Below are 19,419 nucleotides of genomic sequence, written 5' to 3'. Positions count from 1 at the left end.
TGATCATTCCTTCGCCCTTGGCCACCTTCACGGACGCTGAGCTTGTTCTTTATCCACCGTCAGCGTCGTAGGGCGGGGTCGGAAGGTTCCAGACGGCGTCTGACCGGCTGGCGATCCTTCGCAGTTCGCGGGCGCTTCGTGGTGATACGGCCTGCATCACGGTGTCGAGGAGAGCTCGGGCTTCGAGAGGGTTGCCGCAGCAGTACCAGTGCACGTTGCCCCACTCGTAGTCGTGCCACAGAGCACGCTCGGGCTGGTGGACGTAGTCCTTCCACAGGCTCACAGCCGCGCTGACGTCGCCTGGCTGCAGATAGTTGCGGGTGTGCTCGAGACGGATGATCTCGGACAGCGCATGCGAAGACAGGCCGTCGATGACTGGCCTTGTACCCGTTGTCCGGTGGCTGTCGAGGGCACCGGCGCGGATCTGTCCTGGCCGTCTACGCGGCATGGACCTTTCGGTTCGTCGTCATGCGGTACATGGTGCCATGGTCTCGAATGGCGTCTCGAACGGATTCGCTCGAATGGGGATTCACCGGACGTGGGGGCGGCCTCCGTTTGATCATGTGCTCCGACCAAGGTGCACGTGACCACGACGAAGGCCGTGAGGGTGAGTGTGCTGGCTGATGCTGTCCAGAGGGAGGCGTTCGCGGAAGCGTCACGCTTCCGGGGCGAGTTCTACGAGTGTCTGACCGCTCGGCGCGATGAGTTGTTCGAGTTGGTGGACGCGGTGCTGTGCGCGGACGGTGCGGTGAAGTCGCCGGTGGACTTGCCGCATCGTCATCCTCGAGGACCAGCTCGAAGAGGCCCAGCAAGTGAACGCCGCCTACCGCCGCGAGACCGGAACGGCGGACCCGACGACCGCTGTTTAAGGAGCGATCTGCGGCTAGCGGGAGACGTCAGCCATCTGCTCTCATGGTGGTGCTTGAGCACGTCACGGGCCGCGAGGACGACGGCCGGGACGAGGCTGCTCCAGTAGGCGTGCGTGACGACCGTCCCGGCGAGTTCGATCTCCCGTGCTCGTAGCCGGGCGATCTCCGCCGCGTCCTGGGGATCCCAGCCGGGGGAGGAGGGCCGGGACGACTTCCGCCAGACGTTTTCGTGTGTTTCCCACGCGTCCAGCGGGTCGGCCGACCATGGCACCCGCTGGTAGAGCGTCTGCAGACACCCGGCTATGCCCGGCCGGGCCGTACCGCGCCTGCATCCGCGTCGGCGCGAGGTCGGTGCCCGTCCTGCTGCCGTCGGCTCCGGGACAGCCCTTAGACGGCTCCCGAAGGCGGTGATGGCGGGTTCTGCGCGGCCTCCACGCTCGGGTAGAGGTGTAGCGCCTGGTGGAGGCCGGTGATCGCGAAGAGCCGTGACAGGAGCAGGGGGGCGCCGGCCAGTCGCAGGTCGGTGAGATGGTGGCAGCGGAGCAGGGTGTTGAGGAACGTGGAGTCGCCGAAGGCGACGTCGCTGAGATCCACGATGATGGCCGGATGCTGCGTGCTGGCTGATTCGAGGGCTTCGGCGAAGGGGACGATGGTCGCGTGGTCCAGGTCGCCGCTCGGTGAGAGGACCGGTATCTCTGCGGGTGCGGTGCCGGGGATCATGCCCGAAAGTATCGCCGACGCCCCAGCCGGACGGCAAAGACACCGTCCCGCGCACCTGCTGGGCCTCGCACCGTGATCTTCTGCCGGCAAAGATGCGGCTGAGACCGCAACGCCTACAGAGACCGGCGGTCGTGGGTGAAGCCCCACGCCGCATCTACGGTGCGCTCGTACTGGGCGAGGGCTTGGCCGCGTCCGAACCAGGTGGCGATGAAGATGCCCCATCGGTCCGCGCGGTCGATGCCCGCGGGTTCGACCCAGCGAGGTCACCCAGGAGGCGACGGACAGGCCGATGGTCAGGCAGGCGATGGAGTTCGCGTGCTGGCTGCGCAGGCCCTTGTCGTGCAGAAACCGCCCTGGCATGCCTGGCAGATGGCTCCCTGGTCCCACGCGCTGCGCCCGGCAAGCGCACCGGGACGCTTCCTGGCCACTGGTTCCGGGAAACACCTGTGTGCGCGAGACGCGTCGGCTGGCGATCCGGCAGGTCTCAGGCTGGCACCTGAGCGGTCGGGCGGGCACGGTCGAGCTGCTGGTCAGTGAGCTGGTCACGAACTCGGTGCGGCACACGCCTGGACCTGGGACACTGCGGCCGGGCATGTGCTCGCCAAACTCGGCGGCCTCTGTGTGCCGAGCATCCGCGGCTGATCGCCGTGGAACCCCACAGCGACGTCGTGCACACCATGTACGACCGCGACCCGAGCGCTCCGGCCCGGCCCTACTCGAACGCGCGGGTCCGTACCCGCCACATGACGCTGCCGCTCGAACAGTACGAGGCCCGGTCCGGCTCACGCTGGAGATAAGGGATGGCCGACTGCGCTGCGAGGTGGAGGACGTCGCCGTCTCGGAGCCGGTCCGCGGCGCGGTCGCCGAGGACGCCGAGGGCGGCGTGGCATCGCGCTCCTTGGCATGCTCGCCGGCGACTGGGGCTGCGTTCCCCCGCAGACCGGCAAGACGGTCTGGTTCGAACTCGACGCCCCCACCGACTAGACCCGCGCTCGCCAAGGCAGTCATCCCACTCATGCGCGGACCCGCACCGGGTGGTCCCCGCAGAAGGCAGGCAGAGGGCAGTCTGCGGACAGGGGCCGACCGCCGGGTTGTCGTCGGCCCCGTCTATCCGTTGTCAGCCGGGCCAGGTGCCGGTCAGGCTGCGTGTGGTGGCGGCGCCGGTGCGGTCGACGATGGCTTTGACTGCGGCGAAGATGGCGCCCTGGAGAGTGGCGGCCAGGATCACCTCGCCCCAGTTGCGGCCCTCGTCAGTGGCGTCGGGGGCGTCCTTGTCGTGGGCGAACATTTTCCATGCCTGTTTGAAGACGGCCCCGGCGATCACGCCGCTGACGGCTCCCATGGCGAGTCCGACGGGCTTGTAGACGATCTTCGAGGCCTTCATCTGTCTAGCCCTTCTTGATACGGCCGGCCAGCCACAGCACGGTGATGCCTGCGGCGACGGTCAGCAGCAGGGTGCGGTGCTCCCGCGCCAGCTGCGCAGACTGTGCCCTCTTCTGTTGCAGTGGGGCGGGTGCCTTCTCTTCCCATGTCCGTCCGGCCTGGAGAGCTGCGGCGCGGGCTTGTCCGGCGGCCTGGGCTGCCTTCTCCTTGAAGGAGTCGGGCAGCTTGTCCTGGACCTGGGAGGTGGCCTTCGTGGCCTGAACCTTCAGCTCGCTGGCCTTGGCGACCGCGTCGTCCTTCAGCTGGCCGGCTTTCTGCCGGGCACGGGCCTTGACGTCGGTCTTGTCCGCGAGGGCCTGAACGGTGTCGCCGAGTTCGTGCCGCGTGTGCTCCATCTGTTCGCGGAGCTCGGCCGGGGTAGGGGTGCTGTGCTGGTCGGCAGGGGTGTGGGTCATCGGTGTGCGCTCCTCTTAATCTCAGCGACGTCGGCCTTGACGTTCTCGATCGTGCTTTCGGGGGTGGGCGGGGAGGCTTTCGCGGCCTGCTTCTTGCCGGTGAGGGCGAGGACGGCGGCGATCACGCCGAGGACAGCGGTGATGATGAGGGCTGCCGCCCAGAGCGGCAGTACGAGGTCGAGGGCCGCGATGGCGGTGGCGACGAAGGCCTGGAGCATCAGGAATCCGGCGAGCGAGGCGCCGCCGAACAGGCCGCCGCTCTTGCCGTAGCGCTTGCCCTTCTCCTTCATTTCCGCCTGCGCCAGTTTCATCTCGCCGCGCACCAGCTCGGTCAGCTGCTGGGAGGCCTGCTGGACCAGCTGGCCCACCGGCTCCTGCCTTCCGCCGTTCACGTGAGGCTCTGAGCTGGGGTTGTGCGGTTGTGTACTCGACATGCGATCACCTCCTGCGATCTCCTGTTCCTGTCAGCCGGGCTGCCGAGACCGCCCGCGCTCTGGTGAGGGGGCGAGTACCCCGAACCGCGCAGTTCAGAAGAGAGAACGAGCGGCACTGAGCCAAAGCTGCGGGACGGTGCGAGGCGGTTGCAACACGTGCCGCAGCAGGGGCGGGACATGCCGGGTGAGCCGGGCTCCGGCCAGTCCGATCAGTGCGCCGGCGGCGACATCCGTCGGGTAGTGGGCCCCCGACTGCACGCGCTCGACGGCCACCAGGGCGGCTGGTATCGCGCAGGCTGTTGCGGCCAGCGGCCACAGGGGAGCTATGGCGGCGGTGTGGCCCGACGGAAAGGAGGAGGAGGCAGGCCGGTCTTCGACTTCGTCGTGGTCGATCCACTCCTTGGGCGGGCGTGGCCGGTCGACCAGCTGTTTGCCGACGCCGTTGGAGACCAGCTGTGCGACAGCGAGCGCCGTAAGCCCCGCTATGGCGGATCTGCGTCCGCGCCGCCCGCCGAAGGCGCCCATGACGAATGCCGCACCGCACCACAGCTTGCTGCTCTCCGCGGTCTTCTCCACCGCCGACAGCATCCGTCCGACGCCTGGCGGGATGCGGCCGGCTGCCCGCGGGGTCAGCTGCCGATCCGCTGTACGCACATCCGCCGTCAGTTTCATGACCAGCGGGTATCCCCAGGCGGTGGTTTGCACACCCGCCCGCCCATGCCTGCTCTCCGGAGCCGGCTATTCATCGCCCTGGCCCATGCGGCGTAGGTCGTCCTCGTCCCACTTGCGGGTGTCGCGCGGCTGCGTGTAGGGCTCCGCGTCGGGCGGGTGACCGCCGGCCACGGCCCGCTGGCGTACGGCCTCTGCGTCGAACTCGAGGCCGAGCAGGATCGCCAGGTTGCTGATCCACAGCCACACGAGGAAGACGACGACGCCGGCCATCGTGCCGTACGTCTTGTTGTAGGAGGCGAAATTGGCGACGTAGAAGGCGAAGCCGGCGGAGGCGATCATCCAGATCACCAGGGCCAGGAAGCTGCCTGGGGTGATCCACTTGAAGCCCTTCACCTTGGCGTTGGGGCAGGCCCAGTACAGGATCGCGATCATGATGGTGACCAGGACTACCAGGACGGGCCATTCGGCGATCGATCACACCGTCATCGCACTGTCCCCGACGCCCAGGGCAGTGCCGGCCTGGCGGGCCAGGCCGCCGGTGAAGACCACGATCAGCGCGCTGACGATCGCCAGCACCATGAGCACGACGGTCACCCCGACCCGTACGGGCAGAATCTTCCAGGCCGGGCGGCCTTCCGGCATGTCGTGGACGGCGTTGGCGGCGCGCATGAACGCCGCGACGTACCCGGAGGCGGACCAGATGGCCGCGACGAGCCCGACGATGGCGACGATCGATCCGATGCCGGCGTTGCCCTGCAGCTGCTCCACGGCGCGGGTGAGGATGTCGCGGGCCGGGGGCGAGCTGCTTGAGATTGTCGAGGACCTTGTCGGTGGTCGACTTCCCGGTGATGCCCAGGAGGGAGACCAGGGCCAGCAGGGCGGGGAACAGAGCGAGCGCCCCGTAGTAGGTCAGTGCCGCGGCCCGGTCGGTCAGCTCGTCCTTCTTGAACTCCCGCAGACTCCCCGACAGGACCTTGCCCCACGCCTGTTTGGGCAGCTCCGTCGGCCTACTCGGCGCCCGCTCCTCGACTTCGGGTTCTGGGCCCGCTGCCTCAGGAGACAGGGCATCGTCACCAGTTTTGTCTGTTTTGCGGTTATTAAGATTGAATCGTGCCATGTTGGCTGGGTACCCCGGCTCGGAGAGTTGGAGCAGCCGAGTATCGAACGTGATCGCCAGGCGGGAACGTCACTCGGGTGAGCACCTGGAGGGAGCGTCGGGTCGGCCCGTTCCGGTTCCCGAGGGTTCCGGAACGGGCCGACGCCGTCATTTCGCCGGCCCCCACCGGCGATTCCCCTGACCGTCCCTTCAGGGGTTCCCCATTCCGCGGCGCACCAGAGCCGCACGGACGTGAGTAACCCCGTTCCCGCAGCTCAAAACACCCCTTTTTCGTCGCAGGACGGCCTGCGACGTGGCCGGTGATCGGTCGTCGTCAGCGTCATGGACCGACCCGCGCTCGACAACGGCTTCACGGACTTCCCCAATCTCGAAGCGACCTTCACTCGCGATCACCTGCGCGAGGCAATCTGCGCCGCAGGGCTGTCGATCGTCGTCGTCTGGCAACTCGGCGTGTTCCGTCCGTGGAAAGCATCGACCAGGTGGGCCCACAGGGAGGCGCCTGTACGCGCCGTGTTCGGGTTGCCCATCGTTCAGGACTGGCCCTGGAGCGGCGGGAGCTCCCGCACGGCGGCGGGCACCTTGTCGATGCCACGCTGCAGGTACCAGGCGAGTGACCAGCGCAGGACGACGCCGCGGCGAAGACGCCACTGGTCACAGAGTTGGGACAGGACGTCGTCGCAAAAGTCCTCCCGGAGCTGCGCCAGCACCTCGTCTTCCGGGTAGGTCGCGTACCCGGACCCCATGTTCCTGGGTCGCCGAGGTCGAGCGCGTAGGCGAGGATCGTCGCGGCGGCCGCGCTGGTGCCTCGGCCGTTGTACCTCCCAGCCGAAGCCGTCGGCCTCCGGCTCGGCAAGTTCACGAAGCACCGTCACTGTTGCAGCGGCGGACGTGACGCCCCGCCGGCGGGGCGCTGCCGCACCCCCGGCCCGGGCTGACGTCGTACAAGCGGCCGTAGCCGGCCCCCCGGTCCAGTCGTGGGCGCCTGGCGTCCTCCCGGAGCTAATGGTGCGGGTGGTGATCACTCGCTGCTCGGAGGCGCCCGAAGGGCATGCGCGCCCGGCTTCCTCCGCGGGGTTCATCTAGAGGAGGAAGGTGAAGCCCGCGTCGGACGGGGACGGCGCCATATGACCGCGCACTTGTCCGCCCTGTGGCCGGAGCGGCCACACGGCGGACAACGGGAGTGTTCAGCTTTTGCCGCGGCCGGTGAGGAGGTCGCGTGCCCGGTCCACGAGTCCGGTGCCGGGGCCCAGCAGCTTGTTGCCGGGCGGGGTGTTGGGGGCCGAGGGATGCGGGCGGGTCGGTGCGGTCTTCTTGGCACTGCGGACTTTGTCGCCCAGCTCGTTCAGGGCTTCAGGGGTGCAGGCGGCCTCGAGTAGGGGGAACAGCCTGTTCTCTTCGTCGCGTACGTGCTCGGCCACTTCGAACTTCAGCTTCGCCACCAGGTCATTGAACTGCGGATCGTCCGCACGCAGGCCTTCCAGGTCTTTGAGGTGCTGTTCCACCTGGGAGTGGTCGGCGATCTCCTTGTCCGCGATGTCGTCCCCGCCGTCGACGTACTTGCGTACGGCCGGGTACAGGTGCATCTCCTCGGCCACCGAGTGGCGCACCAGCTCGATGGTCAGTTCATCGGCCAGCTTGCGGCGCTGCTCGTGTCCGACGGGCTGAGCCTCGATCTTCCCGAAGAGTTCATCGACCTCTCGGTGGTCGGTGGTGAGCTCCGCGATCACATTCCCGCCGTGTCCCATAAGCGAACTGCCTTCCCTTTGTGCGTGAGCCGAAGCCAGCCCACCGTTCCACGGCGGGTGCCCCAACGACCCTGCAACACGCGCACGGCCGCCTTGGAGACAAGCGGTCGGGCCAATGAGACCTGGGCCTTCGAGACCAGCGAAACCCGAACCCCTGTCCGTCCCACCGTGCGAGGTGCGCGGTCTGCCGGTCCGGTCCGCCGGGCGAGGCCTCGCCATCCGAGGACGTCATCACGGCCCGCCGTGCCCCACCGGCTTGACGAGGCGCGGCCCCTGCGCGAGACGTGCTTCGGCGGCCTGTAGCCCGGCCTCGCCGTGGGCGGTGTCCGAGGACGAGGACGACGCCGATGGCTTGATCGACCACATTGGGTGCGGGAATGGACTCTTCGAGCTGGACGCGCACGGCTTTGACCGGGCAGCAGAAGTCAGGTCCTCGCCATTCGCGCAGCGGAGTGGCCACCGGAATGCGAGCTTTGATGAAACGGCGTCAGCCGCAGACGGACAGGGCTCGGCTCACTGGGTGGTGAGCAGGCCTTCGCGAAGTTTGGCGAGGGTGCGCTTGAGGAGCCGGGAGACGTGCATCTGGGAGATGCCCAGGTGTTCGCCGATCTGGGCCTGGGTGCATTCGTCGACGAACCGCATGTGAATGATCTGCCGTTCGCGCTCGTCCAGGGAGGAGATCATGGGGGCCAGGGCGTGGAAGTTTTCGACGAGTTCGAGGGTGGCGTCGTCGGATCCGATGTAGTCGGCGAGCGCGGTCTCCCACTCGTCGCCGGTGCTGATCGCGGCGTCGAGGGAGGAAGAGACGCTCGCCGGGCTGTACGCATACTGGCGCGACCAGACGGCCATGCAGGACGATGATCCAGGCGCCTGGCTGATGACCTGCACCATCATCACCACCGAAGCCACCGACACCGCCGGCCGTGTCCACCGGACTCGTTGCCGGACCCCAACCCGGGTTCGGGGCACGCCCCCTCGTCGCGGGACGTCCCGCTCAACCACTCACCCTGCGCGGTCTTCGGTTCCGGAGTTCTGCCCGCGGCCAGCGTGCTGCGTCGTTCTGGGCGTGCGCAACGGTTGATCTTGAGCTGGGTGGTGGAAGGCGTGCCCGTGGGGAGTGCATTGGTGGGCCAAGGCGACGCTCCGCTTCCCGCGGGAAACGCAGGACAAGGCCTGTCGCCGCTCTGGGGAAGCCCTGTCCCATCTACGGGGCAGGCTCATCCACTGGTAACGGACCTGCTGCGGCCCACCGAGGTCGACAACCGTATCCAGGCCGCCGTCGTCACCAAGGCCGCCATCGAAATAGCTACCGGCATGCTCGCCGAGGTGGGCCGTATCGGCATGTCCGAAGCGCACACGAGCCGGGCGCCTACGTGGCTGGTCAGGGCAACGGGCTAGGGTCCACCGCTCAGACCCTCGTGCGCCGGGCGCTGGCCCCGTCGGGCTGATCGCCATCGCGCCCCGGACAGGCCCCTTTCCGCTGCAGGCGGCCGGTCGGTGCCTCTTTCAGCAGGCTGCTCCGGGCTCGCGCTCGCCTTCCCTCCTGCGCGGCCTGTACTGCGGGCGGGGGCGCCGCGTCGTCCCGGCACGGCTCCGGCTCCGACGCCGCTCTGAGCGCGGTCACCGCCGCAATCACGTGCCGGCGCACCGTGCCGGACAGCGTCCCGCCTTGGACGGTGGTCACCACATCCTCGGCGACCCGGTGGAGTTTGGTGTTCGTGTTCTGGGAAACGCTGAGCAGCACGGTCCAGGCGTCCTCGGCAGTGAGCCCGAAAGACGCCATCAGCATGCCCCGAGCCTGGTCGATGGCGGGCCGCGTCTGCATGGCGCGGCGAAGCTGGGCGACCTCTTTGCGCAGTTCCTGCTCGTCGCGGTTCAGGGCATGCTCCCCTGGCGTGCTGCCATCGAGATGAGGCGGGGCCGGCTCGTGGTCTTCCGGCGCGAACAGCGGAAGCGTCCCCGTGAGGGTCAGCAGCCGCAGCACCGTAGGACTGGCGAATCGGACGGTAAGGGTCTTGTGCCGGTCCAGGGCGTGCCGCCTTGCGGCGATCAGTACGTTGAGAGCCGCGCAGTCGCAGAATGCCGTTTCGCCCAAGTCCAGATCTACGCCGCGGAAGCTGCTCTTGAGGGCATGGCCCAGGGCTGTCTCCAGCGCCCGGGCCGTACCGAGCCCGAGTTCGCCGCGGATCGTGAGGAGGACGCGTCCGGCATGGGACTGCGTATCGATCGCCAAACCCTGTACCGCGGGGCGGTCAACCAGTGGTGCGTACATGATCCTGCCCTCGGTGAGGCGCTGCCGGAGACCTTTGGTCCGGCCCGTGTATGTTCCCCGGCTTCAGGTTGCGCTCCCCAGGCATAACCCGTCAAGCAATACCTGAAAATTATTTCATTCTTTTGTAAACGTGAATTAGGCGCCCTATGCTGAGGGGATGGTAGAAGTGCCTGAGCCGCATACGGGATGGACGTTCCTCACCAGTCACGCCCGTGTGCTGGCCGTGATCGCGCAAGACCCCACCGCCCGGATCCGCGACATCGCCGCCCGCTGCCGGCTGACCGAGCGCGCTGTCCAGAAGATCATTTCCGATCTGGAGGCCGACGGGTATCTCACGCGCACGCGCGAGGGCCGGTCCAACACGTACCGCATCCCGCAGGGAACCCTCCTGCGCCACCCCTCGGAGCAGGGACTGTCGGTGGCGGAGCTACTGAAGATGCTCGCCCACCACGACGACCCCTTTCACGATTCCGCAGACGCCGCTGCGCGTGCCACGCAGGGGGAGGACGCCGGGCTCTGAGGCCCCGGCGCGCAGGAGGACGCGAGCGGCTTGCGGGACTTCCCCGGGGGCGAGTCGCTCGCGGGCGTCTCCGCTCCCGCTGGAACAGAAGATCACGGCTGCTGCGCCGCTGGTCGAGTCCCGCTCACACCCACGGGCACAGCGCCTTGTCTCCGGCGCCTTGCCCCGTTGTGGGGCGCGTGCCAGCCCTTCCAACCCGCGGCGTCCGACAGGCGCGTGAAAGGCCGCCGGCCCGTGCCGGGCCCGCCGCGGGGGAGCGGACGCCACCGGGTGCCTGGGAAGCCGAGCTGCGGGGAAAGTAGCATGCCCCCCTTCCGGAAGGACGAGCGCATCACCGGCATCCCGGCCACGGCATCACCGGCGAGTACCGGGAAGAGAGCGCGCCATGACGACTCCCGGACCCGATCCCGGGCCTCGAGCCCGGCGAGACACCGCCCGCAGAAAACGGCATCTCCGGCATCTCCCATCCTGAGCCGCCCGAACTACGCATGGACTGGGGCCATGCCTCTCATCATGATCATGGGGAAGGTGACGCTGGTGGTGATCGGGCTGATCGCGATGGCGGTGCCTCTTCCTATGCTTCCCCGGATGCCCCTGCCCAAGAGCGTCAGCACGGCGCCGAACGCTCCCGCACGGCCCACGTCGGGAGCGGCCCTCGTAGCGACCACGAGAGCACGAGGAATGCGGCTTTCCCAGTGGCGCAGCGACGCCACTGGCCGTGGGGAGATTCCGGCGGCCCGCCCGGGCGGTGGAGGTCCGTCCCGCCTAGCGCCCTCGCGCGTGTTCTTGAAGCGCACTGCAGGGCCCCAGGCACTACACCGGGGGACCTGGACCACAGGCAGCGGGGGCTATCGCCATGCACATGCACGACCGGCCTCCACTGCCTGAGGCTGGAGGCAGCTGCCCGAGGGTCAGTCTTCGGCGACTACCCGAATGGTTTTGAGACGGTGGTCGGCAGCATCGGGCAGGAACATGCCGGCTGTGACGCCCGAGGTCAGGTAGTGCAGGACTGGCTCGGTCAGGCGTTCGCCGGGCAGGACGGCTGGAATGCCCGGCGGGTACGGCGTGATCATTTCTGCGGCGATCCGGCCACAGGCCTCGACGGTCAAGACCGTTTCATGCCGGCTGAAGTAGGCGTCGCGGGGCAGCTGTGCCTGTTCCATGCGCAGATCAGCGGGTGCGGGGAGCGCGACCGGGGAGGCGTCGTGCAGGGCGTCGGCGTGCTCGGCCAGGTCGCGCAGGGCGATCAGCAGGCGGTTGGTGGTGTTTTCGTCGTCGGCGTGGGTGAGTTGTGCGCTGATACGTCGGTGATCGGTCAGGTGGGGGTCGAGATGGTGGTGGGCGCGCAGCCAGTCGGCCGCGCGGTAGCCGGTGGTGCCCAGTTCGCTGATGTCGATGACGACGGGCAGGGGGTCGAAGTCCGCGGCGAGGTGGGGGCCGCAGAAGTCGGCCGCGTCGTTGACGTGGAAGCCGTCGATCGCCTCGATGGCCGCTCGGGTGCGGCCCGTCAGTTCCAGGGCGCGGCCCATGAGGGTGCGGCCCTGTTGGGCCATCTGTCGGCGCCAGGCATCGATGCCCGCGTAGAGCAGGACGTTCGGGCTGGTCGTGCCCAGCAGGTCAGCCCGCGATGCGAGTTCTGCCGGATCGATGAGATCGCCCTGCAGATGGAACACGGAGCCTTGTTCCAGGCCGCTGCCCATCTTGTGGATGCTGGTCACGCAGATGTCCGCGCCCGCGTCCATCGCCCACCTCGGCAGGTCGTCGTGGAAGGGCAGGTGCGCGCCCCACGCCTCGTCGACGATGAGTGGTTTGCCGCGGCGGTGGCAGATGTCGGCGATGGCGGCGAGGTCGGCGGCGGCACCGTACGGCGTCGGGCTGGTGACCAGGGCGCCGTCAGCATCGGGATGTTCCGCGAACGCTTTGGCATAGGAAGCCGCTGAGGGCGGATGAGCGATGTGCCGCTCGGCGTCCCATTGGGGCTCCACCCACACCGGCTGCACGCCGGAGAGGATGAGTCCGGCGATCACCGATTTGTGCGCGTCTCGGCCCACCAGAAGTCGGTTGCCGGGACAGGTCACCACCAGCATGGCGGCTTTCACCGACAGAGAACTGCCGCACGTGGAGAAGAACGTGTGCTCGGCGTGGACGGCATCGGCCATGAGGCTTTCCGCCCGTTCCAGAACACCGCCACGGGCCAGGCGGTCGTCCAGACCCCCGTTGGCGAGAATGTCACCGAAGACGGCGTCCCCGAGTACGGCTCGCGCCCGCGGGTCCGCGCCGCGTGCCTGTTTGTGGCCCGGGGGCGTGAATCCCAGTTCGTCGACATCGTGATAGCGGGCGAGCGCATCGAGGACCGGCGCCTCATCGTGGTTCAGAGCCATATGTCAGCAGTTCCCGAAAGGCGGCTCCCCATCTCGCCCACTCGAAGCGGTGCACCCGAGGAGCGGGGGCATACGACATTGGGAGGCGCCAACTCCTCGGTCAAGAGCCGGTCTCACGATCCTGGTTCGGCCATCTTGCGCTGGGCCTCTGCTTCGGGGCCTGGCCAGGCAGGAGCCGTGGCAAGGCGGGTCAGACCGACGGGGCGAAGCGGTTCCAGGCGCGGTGGCGGCCCAGCAGTTCGGCGAGCTGCTCCAGTGTGGTGGCGCCGGAGTCGGCACTGACCACGCCGGGGGAGTCGGGCGCGATACCGGCCGCGGCCAGTGCCTCCGTGCCGTCGCCCCATGCCCCGAGGGCCTTTCCGTGGCGGTAGGCCTCCATCAGCATGAGCAGCACGCGCGAGTCGATGCCTACGGCCATGGCGACGTCGTCGTCGACCTTGGCGTCTCGGGCTCCATAGGCGTCGGCTCCGATCGCGGGTGCGCCCGCCAGCAGCAGGGCGTCGAACTCCGTGGAGCGGGCATTGGCGAAGGTGCGCTGAACGGTGAGGGGTTCGCCGTCCGGGTCGAGGACACCCCCGGTGGGGGCGATCACCAGCGGCACCATGTCCGCGTCGAGGACGGCCTGCCGGGCCGACCGTACTTCGCTCAGGTCCTGGTCGCCTTCGGTGATGATGCCGATGATCCTGCCGTCCAGGGGCCAGGTGCCGCCGAGCTGGGAGAGCGCCGGGCTGGGCAGGGGGTCGACCGGCGTCACGGTCGGCGCGGGGGCGGGCAGGCCGAGGCCGACTGCGACCTGGGCGCACAGTTCGGCGTCGATGTTGGCCAGGACCTTCAGGGCACGTTCCTTGATCGCTGTTTCCCAGCACTTGCTGAGCTCGAAGGTGTAGGCGGCGACGATGTGCTCCCGCTCGGCGGGTGTCATGCTCAGCCAGAACATGCGCGGCTGGGTGAAGTGGTCGTCGAAGGAGGCTGCCGCGTCCCGCACCTTGGTCGCCGCGGGCAGCGGCTCGGGGACCTCGATGTAGGCGCCGTTGTCGGCGCCGGCGAGGAAGGGGCAGCCGCCGTCGAGGGAGTTGGGCCGGTAGGGGGCGACCCCGTGGTGGACGGCGCTCTGGTGCATGCCGTCGCGGAGCATGTCGTTGACCGGCGCGTGGGTGCGGTTGATCGGCAGCTGCCCGAAGTTCGGACCGCCGAGCCGGCTGATCTGGGTGTCGAGGTAGGAGAAGAGCCGGCCCTGGAGCAGCGGGTCGTTGGTGACGTCGATGCCCGGGACGAGGTGGCCGACGTGGAAGGCGACCTGTTCGGTCTCGGCGAAGTAGTTCGAGGGGTTGCCGTTCAGGGTGAGCAGTCCGATCGGCTGGACCGGCGCCAGCTCCTCCGGCACGATCTTCGTCGGGTCCAGCAGGTCGATGCCCTCGAACATCTGGTCATCGGTGTCCGGGAACGTCTGGATGCCCAGTTCCCACTGCGGGTAGGCGCCGGACTCGATCGCGTCGGCCAGGTCCCGGCGGTGGAAGTCGGGATCCACGCCTGCGGTGATCTGGGCCTCCTCCCACACCAGGGAGTGCACGCCCAGCTTCGGCTTCCAGTGGAACTTCACCAGCGTGGTCGCACCCCCGGCGTTCACCAGGCGGAAGGTGTGGACGCCGAAGCCCTCCATCATCCGGTACGAGCGCGGGATGCCCCGGTCGGACATGTTCCACAGCGTGTGGTGGGTGGCCTCGGTGTGCAGCGTGACGAAGTCCCAGAACGTGTCGTGGGCGCTCTGCGCCTGCGGGATCTCCCGGTCGGGATGCGGCTTGCCGGCGTGGATGACGTCGGGGAACTTGATCGCGTCCTGGATGAAGAACACCGGGATGTTGTTGCCGACCAGATCGAAGACACCCTCCGTGGTGTAGAACTTCGTCGCGAAGCCCCGGGTGTCCCGAACGGTGTCCGCGGAGCCGCGCGAGCCCAGCACGGTGGAGAAGCGCACGAAGACCGGCGTCTCGACATCTTTACCGAGGAACGCGGCCTTGCTGATCCCTTCCGCTGTGCCGTAACCGTGGAAGACGCCGTGGGCGGCTGCGCCGCGGGCGTGCACGACCCGCTCCGGGATGCGTTCGTGGTCGAAATGTGTGATCTTCTCGCGCAGGTGGTGGTCCTGCAGCAGCACCGGGCCCCGCGGCCCTGCCTTCAGTGAGTGGTCGGTGTCGTACAGTCGTGCGCCCTGCGCGGTGGTCAGGAATTCACCGGCCTGCGCCCCCTCGGCCTGCGGGATGCCCGTCGCCTGCCCGGTGGGGCTGTAGGTGTCCGGGCCGCGCTGATCGGGCTTGGGCGGCAGCGGGCCGGCCGGCTCGGTCGGCTCGTCCACGGGGGGCGGCACGGGGGCCGGCGCGCCGGGGAGTTCGTTTCCGGGGTGAGCGATCTCCTGGACCTTCTCGGCGACCTTGTCGGCTGCTGCTGCCACGGGGTTCTTCTTCTTGGCACTCACGGGAGTTTCCGATCACTGAGGGAAGACAGAGGAACGACGTCCCGTCGCGATGACAGGAGCGTGAGATCCGCTGAGTACCCGATTCCGCAATCGCAACGCCTGCGCCTCCCCAACGTGAGGCGCAGGTTCACCCGATAGGTCGACGCCCAGGCGCAGCGCTAGTCAGACCCATGCCGGCGTTCTGCCGACAAACCCGTGGACGGGACGGTCGCCCTTCTGCCCCCGACCCGGAGGCGCCGTGGGGCGCGGCGCTGGCGTGTCGGGCTTCGGCCCTCAGACGTGGTCTTGATGACGGGCCTGCGGTAGGGGCGGGATCGAGCTGCGCCAGGCAGATACCGCAGAGCCTGAATGGATCAATTGGAGGAGGGCACTCCGTTCTCCACGGACAGAATGTCCCCACGGAGCAAAACGGCAGAAACCCACCTGTATGTAGCTCGGAGTGTCAGTCGGTGTAAGCGCAGCGCATCCTGCTCAGCCCAGAAAGGACGAACCGTTGTCTGACAGTGCCCGTTCGCAGCCCCGGCAGCCCGAGCCGGATTTCCCGCAGCAGGATCAGGAGCATCCGGGCTGGACGGGTCCCATGGATCCGCCGCCCGATCACGGTGAGGACTCCTACCGGGGCTCGGGACGACTTCATGACCGCAAGACGGTTCTGACGGGCGGGGACTCGGGCATCGGGCGCGCCGTCGCACTGGCCTTCGCCCGGGAAGGCGCCGACGTGCTCTTCACCCACCTTTCCGAGGAGGGCGACGAGGCCGCGGAGACCACCCGCCTCATCCAGGACGCAGGCCGCACAGCGGTTGCTGTCCCCTGCGACATCCGGGAGGAGGACCAGTGCCGCAGGCTGGTCGAGCGCGCGGTGGAGGAATGGGGCCGCATCGACATCCTCGTCAACAACGCCGCCTATCAGATGTCGCAGCCGGACGGCATCGCGGCGATCACCACCGAGCAGTTCGACCGCGTGGTGCGCACCAACCTGTACGGCATGTTCTGGCTGTCGAAGATGGCGCTGCCCCACATTCCGCGAGGCGGTTCGATCATCAACACCACCTCGGTCCAGGCGTATCAGCCCAGTCCGCACCTGCTGGACTACGCCATGACCAAGGGAGCCATCGCGACCTTTACCCAAGGGCTGGCCCAGATGGTCGCCGCGGACGGTATCCGCGTCAACGCTGTCGCGCCGGGACCGGTCTGGACGCCCTTGATTCCCGCGACCATGCCGGACACCGCGGAGTTCGGAAAGCAGTCCCCACTGGGGCGCCCGGCCCAGCCCGCGGAAATGGCCCCCGCCTATGTCTTCCTCGCTTCGCCCCAGGCGAGCTACATCACCGCCGAGATCGTCAACGCTACCGGCGGCCAACCCATCGGTTAGAGCAGATCAGGATGGCTGAAGGAGAGCCGCGCCGTCTTACGCCGACGGCCAGCCGGGCCGTCATCGTCACTGCCACACGGGACTAGTGAAGGGGTGAACAGCATGCGTGCATTGACCTGGCAAGGCTGACGGGACGTCCGAGTAGAGACGGTCCCCGACCCTGTCATGGAACAACCCGACGACGTGATCGTGCGGATCGCCTCAACCGGCATCTGTGGCTCAGACCTACATCTGTCCGAAGTCCTCGGGCCGTTTCTGGATCCGGGCGACATCCTTGGCCACGAAGCGATGGGGACCGTAGAGGAGGTGGGCCCAAAGGCTGCCCAATGGGCGACCGGCCTGCTCCCCGACGCGTTGGCCCAGCCGTTCATGCAGAAGGTCGGCCTGGGCCGGCTCGGCGCCCTCCACGCGGCAATCGATCTTGTACGCCGCGGCGGCACCGTCTCCCTCTCCGGTGTATACGGCGGAGCCATGGACCCCCTGCCGCTGCTGCGCATGTTCGACAAGCAGATCCAGTTCCGAATGGACCAGGCCAGCGCTGGGTACCAGAAATCCTCCCCCTCCTCACCGACAAAGACGTCCTCGGCGTGGACGGCTTTGCCACCCATCACCTGCCGTTGGAAGAGGCACCGCAGGCACATACGCAGCCTTTCAGGCGAAGCGGAACGGCATGATCAAAACCCTCCTCCATCCATGAAGCACTGACGCCCGGCGGTTACCCCCGAGCTTGTTTTCCCAACCCATGCCGACTTGGTCCCACTTCCAACCCGCCTTGCATGGACAACGTCCCGAGCGGATGCGGTCCAGGCGTGACAGAACGAGGAGGTAGCTGTGCCTGAATCCGCTGCTCGCGACCATCGCACCCATTCGGGATGGCTGGAGGTATGCCACGACCTGGTGACTACGGTCCTTGCCCCGTCGTGTGGGTTCTACCCACAGCAAAGGCCCTGCCTTTCCTACGGGCATGACCGGCAGGGACTGGACGCGACGTCGCTACGGGAGGCAGTGCTCGCTGCCTACCAGAAGCGGCCCGCCTGGCGGCCCGACCCTGCACAACGCCAGGCGGAACGCCTCCAACTCGCCGGAAAGCACGCACTCCTCTACGCGAGATTGTTGTGACGCCGACCGAGCGGCGCACGCCATCCAAGCGCATCCCCCTGCGGATCGCTCTCATCGCCTCCGCCCGCCACCCGATCCGTGCCCCCTTCGTCGGCGGCCTCGAAGCACACACCTGGACGTTGGCCGACCTTCGTCCGGGACTAACGCTCCCGCCCACGCCGTCTGCGAAGACTGCCGGGGATCGCGCGGCTGGGTGGGGGTGACGGGCCGGGCTGGCTCGTTGTCGGCAGCGATCGGCTACGGAGGTCCCCGGCTCATCAGGGAGGAGGCGGTCGATGTCCTGCACGGCTGGGCCCAGGCGCGTGCTCCGGGTCGGTGTGCAGTCGGGCGAAGTCGATGTCCTTCGCCACGGTGATGCGGGCGCCCATGTTGCGCTCCATCATTTCCAGGGCGGCCTCCTCCAGGTGGGGGTGGATGGAGGCGGCAGCGTCCCTGGGTACGGTGACCCCCAGATGGCGGATGTGTGCGTCCAGCGCAGAGTAGAGGATGCACTGCTCGGTGACCTGACCGGTCAGCACCACATGGCCGACACCGAGCCGTCCCAGGAGGTAGGCGAGCGGCGTTTCGTAGAAGACGGAGTGGCGGGCCTTCACGACGAAGAGCGACTCGTCGTCGGGCCTGATCGGCTCGATCAGGTCGGCATGCGGCCGTGCCAGTGCGGTGTCCCACGAGTTCTCCGTGGTGTGAGCGCCACAGCCCGAAGTTGTCGTTCGCGTAGACGACCGGCACGTCCGTCTCGCGGGCCCGGCCGATCAGCTCCGCCAGGACGGGTACGACCCGGCGGACGGACGGAACGAGCAGCTCGGCGTCCTCGTGGTCGTATGTGTTGATCATGTCGATCACGACGAGAGCGCGCCCCACCGTGTCTGTGTCCGCGGCCTGTTCCACGGTCTTCGCCGTCCGTCCGGTGTTGGGTGGTTCCGGCGCTGTCAGCCGCGCAGTTCCGGCAAGATCTTCGTGCGGTAGAAGTCGAAGAAGCCCTGCTGGTGCTTGCCGATCTGGTTGACGTAGACGGTGTCGAATCCCGCCTCGACGAACGCGGACAGTGCCTCGGTGTGCGTGTCGGGATCGTCGCCGCACGGTATGGAGTCCGCCAGCTGACGGATGATCTGGTGCGCCTCCTCCAGCATCTCCAGGCGTACCGACGCCTCCGGCCAGGGCGTGCCCAGGATGTGCTCGTTGAGTGCCTCGCCGGTGCCGACCCCCAGTCGGAAGCGGCCGCCCAGCTGGGCCGCGCTGGTGGCGGCCGCCTGGGCGATCACGGCAGGATGCGTGCGGACGAGGGGGCAGGTCACCGCCGTTTCGACCGGCAGTGAAACGGCCTGTGACAGGGCGCCGATCACCGTCCAGACGAACGGGCTCGAGCCCTCACGGGCGTTCCACGGGTGGTAGTGGTCCGAGATCCAGAGGGAGTCGAATTCGGACTGCTCGGCCATCCGGGCCTGATCGACGAGTTCTGCCGGGCTGTGCTCCTCGCACGACAGAGAGTATCCGAAGTCGGGCATCGCTTCTCCCTGTGAAGCACGTGGTCGCGGCCGCCGGGAACGCGCTGCCGAGTACCCGGCGGCCCGGGGGCCTGACGAGGCCGCCAGCCGACTGGTCCCAGGCGATCCCGTGGGGGCACCCGGCGTGAGCCGCGCACCGGCGGTCGGAAAGTGAGTCTGCGCCGCAGGGGCCGGGACGAGATCCTGGGCACTGCATGCAGCGACCTCGATCTCACCGTCTTCCTTGAAGCCGCCGGCATCGCCGACCGCGACGCTGTCCTGGATGACTCTCAGTGAGTTGAGGGGTGCGACGGTCGCGCGCATCAGTTCAACGCGGCCTGAGGTTCGAAGCGTTGGCGCCACGACGCGGTGGCTGCTCCGTACGGGCTCCCTCAGCGGCTTC

At 68.2% G+C, this 19,419-nt stretch carries 16 protein-coding genes and 6 pseudogenes; 7 read left to right on the top strand and 15 right to left on the bottom strand.

Annotation, left to right across the window (positions count from 1 at the left end):
- Positions 1-49 precede the first annotated feature (49 nt).
- Positions 50-448 carry a hypothetical protein gene (locus ACIQRL_RS39490; protein WP_401340912.1) on the bottom strand — a complete coding sequence of 133 codons (399 nt, stop codon included), beginning with the start codon at positions 446-448 and terminating at the stop codon, positions 50-52.
- Between the two features lie 159 nt (positions 449-607).
- Here ACIQRL_RS39490 and ACIQRL_RS39485 point away from each other — a divergent pair.
- Positions 608-790: pseudogene (locus ACIQRL_RS39485) on the top strand (transposase); the annotation flags it as partial.
- Positions 768-869, top strand: a pseudogene (locus tag ACIQRL_RS39480) (MerR family transcriptional regulator); the annotation flags it as partial. The pseudogenes ACIQRL_RS39485 and ACIQRL_RS39480, both read left to right, overlap by 23 nt.
- A gap of 387 nt (positions 870-1,256) precedes the next feature.
- Here ACIQRL_RS39480 and ACIQRL_RS39475 read toward each other — a convergent pair.
- Positions 1,257-1,589, bottom strand: coding sequence for an STAS domain-containing protein (locus tag ACIQRL_RS39475; protein ID WP_401340909.1), 333 nt, complete (start codon positions 1,587-1,589; stop codon positions 1,257-1,259).
- Between the two features lie 647 nt (positions 1,590-2,236).
- On the opposite strand from ACIQRL_RS39475, the gene ACIQRL_RS39470 reads away from it, so the two are divergent.
- Positions 2,237-2,386, top strand: a complete 150-nt coding sequence (locus ACIQRL_RS39470; protein WP_401340906.1) for a hypothetical protein — start codon at positions 2,237-2,239, stop codon at positions 2,384-2,386.
- 320 nt (positions 2,387-2,706) lie between these two features.
- On the opposite strand, the gene ACIQRL_RS39465 is transcribed toward ACIQRL_RS39470, so the two are convergent.
- The 8 genes and pseudogenes from ACIQRL_RS39465 to ACIQRL_RS39430 all read right to left on the bottom strand — a co-directional run.
- Positions 2,707-2,973, bottom strand: coding sequence for a DUF4235 domain-containing protein (locus ACIQRL_RS39465; protein WP_401340904.1), 267 nt, complete (start codon positions 2,971-2,973; stop codon positions 2,707-2,709).
- A gap of 4 nt (positions 2,974-2,977) precedes the next feature.
- Positions 2,978-3,427 carry a DUF3618 domain-containing protein gene (locus ACIQRL_RS39460; RefSeq protein WP_401340902.1) on the bottom strand — a complete coding sequence of 150 codons (450 nt, stop codon included), beginning with the start codon at positions 3,425-3,427 and terminating at the stop codon, positions 2,978-2,980.
- Positions 3,424-3,861, bottom strand: a complete 438-nt coding sequence (locus tag ACIQRL_RS39455; protein ID WP_401340900.1) for a phage holin family protein — start codon at positions 3,859-3,861, stop codon at positions 3,424-3,426. The genes ACIQRL_RS39460 and ACIQRL_RS39455 overlap by 4 nt, the downstream gene beginning before the upstream one ends.
- Positions 3,862-3,954: 93 nt before the next feature.
- On the bottom strand, positions 3,955-4,437 hold the full coding sequence (locus tag ACIQRL_RS39450) for a phosphatase PAP2 family protein (protein ID WP_401340898.1): 483 nt from the start codon (positions 4,435-4,437) through the stop codon (positions 3,955-3,957).
- Between the two features lie 162 nt (positions 4,438-4,599).
- Positions 4,600-5,650: pseudogene (locus ACIQRL_RS39445) on the bottom strand (YihY/virulence factor BrkB family protein).
- Positions 5,651-6,180: 530 nt separating this feature from the next.
- Entirely contained in the window at positions 6,181-6,393 is a 213-nt protein-coding gene (locus ACIQRL_RS39440) for a hypothetical protein (RefSeq protein ID WP_401340896.1), read from the bottom strand.
- Between the two features lie 441 nt (positions 6,394-6,834).
- Positions 6,835-7,395, bottom strand: coding sequence for a hemerythrin domain-containing protein (locus ACIQRL_RS39435; RefSeq protein WP_401340895.1), 561 nt, complete (start codon positions 7,393-7,395; stop codon positions 6,835-6,837).
- Positions 7,396-7,908: 513 nt separating this feature from the next.
- Positions 7,909-8,199, bottom strand: a pseudogene (locus ACIQRL_RS39430) (sigma-70 family RNA polymerase sigma factor); the annotation flags it as partial.
- 43 nt (positions 8,200-8,242) lie between these two features.
- On the opposite strand from ACIQRL_RS39430, the gene ACIQRL_RS39425 reads away from it, so the two are divergent.
- A complete protein-coding gene (locus ACIQRL_RS39425; protein ID WP_401340893.1) occupies positions 8,243-8,476 on the top strand; it encodes a hypothetical protein in 234 nt (77 codons plus the stop codon).
- 327 nt (positions 8,477-8,803) lie between these two features.
- Here the strand turns inward: ACIQRL_RS39425 and ACIQRL_RS39420 are convergent, their stop codons facing one another.
- Positions 8,804-9,667, bottom strand: coding sequence for an ANTAR domain-containing protein (locus ACIQRL_RS39420; RefSeq protein ID WP_401340890.1), 864 nt, complete (start codon positions 9,665-9,667; stop codon positions 8,804-8,806).
- A gap of 157 nt (positions 9,668-9,824) precedes the next feature.
- On the opposite strand from ACIQRL_RS39420, the gene ACIQRL_RS39415 reads away from it, so the two are divergent.
- Complete coding sequence (locus ACIQRL_RS39415; RefSeq protein ID WP_401340889.1) at positions 9,825-10,187, top strand: helix-turn-helix transcriptional regulator; 363 nt, start codon at positions 9,825-9,827, stop codon at positions 10,185-10,187.
- 911 nt (positions 10,188-11,098) lie between these two features.
- Here the strand turns inward: ACIQRL_RS39415 and ACIQRL_RS39410 are convergent.
- Positions 11,099-12,568, bottom strand: a complete 1,470-nt coding sequence (locus ACIQRL_RS39410) for an aminotransferase class I/II-fold pyridoxal phosphate-dependent enzyme (RefSeq protein ID WP_401340886.1) — start codon at positions 12,566-12,568, stop codon at positions 11,099-11,101.
- 190 nt (positions 12,569-12,758) lie between these two features.
- Complete coding sequence (locus ACIQRL_RS39405; protein ID WP_401340884.1) at positions 12,759-15,017, bottom strand: catalase; 2,259 nt, start codon at positions 15,015-15,017, stop codon at positions 12,759-12,761.
- Positions 15,018-15,534: 517 nt separating this feature from the next.
- Between ACIQRL_RS39405 and ACIQRL_RS39400 the strand changes: the two genes are divergently transcribed.
- Complete coding sequence (locus ACIQRL_RS39400; protein ID WP_401341051.1) at positions 15,535-16,413, top strand: SDR family oxidoreductase; 879 nt, start codon at positions 15,535-15,537, stop codon at positions 16,411-16,413.
- A gap of 165 nt (positions 16,414-16,578) precedes the next feature.
- Positions 16,579-17,110, top strand: a pseudogene (locus ACIQRL_RS39395) (alcohol dehydrogenase catalytic domain-containing protein).
- Between the two features lie 679 nt (positions 17,111-17,789).
- On the opposite strand, the pseudogene ACIQRL_RS39390 reads toward ACIQRL_RS39395, so the two are convergent.
- Both ACIQRL_RS39390 and ACIQRL_RS39385 read right to left on the bottom strand, forming a co-directional pair.
- A pseudogene (locus ACIQRL_RS39390) lies at positions 17,790-18,366 on the bottom strand (cysteine hydrolase family protein).
- Positions 18,367-18,461: 95 nt separating this feature from the next.
- Positions 18,462-19,037: a TIGR03557 family F420-dependent LLM class oxidoreductase gene (locus tag ACIQRL_RS39385; protein WP_401340882.1), complete on the bottom strand. Its 576-nt coding sequence runs from the start codon at positions 19,035-19,037 to the stop codon at positions 18,462-18,464.
- Positions 19,038-19,419 lie beyond the last annotated feature (382 nt).

The sequence above is a fragment of the Streptomyces sp. NPDC091209 genome, assembly GCF_044757755.1.
In the GTDB taxonomy this organism is placed as follows: Bacteria; Actinomycetota; Actinomycetes; order Streptomycetales; family Streptomycetaceae; genus Streptomyces.
This window is presented reverse-complemented; position numbering and strand designations above follow the sequence as displayed.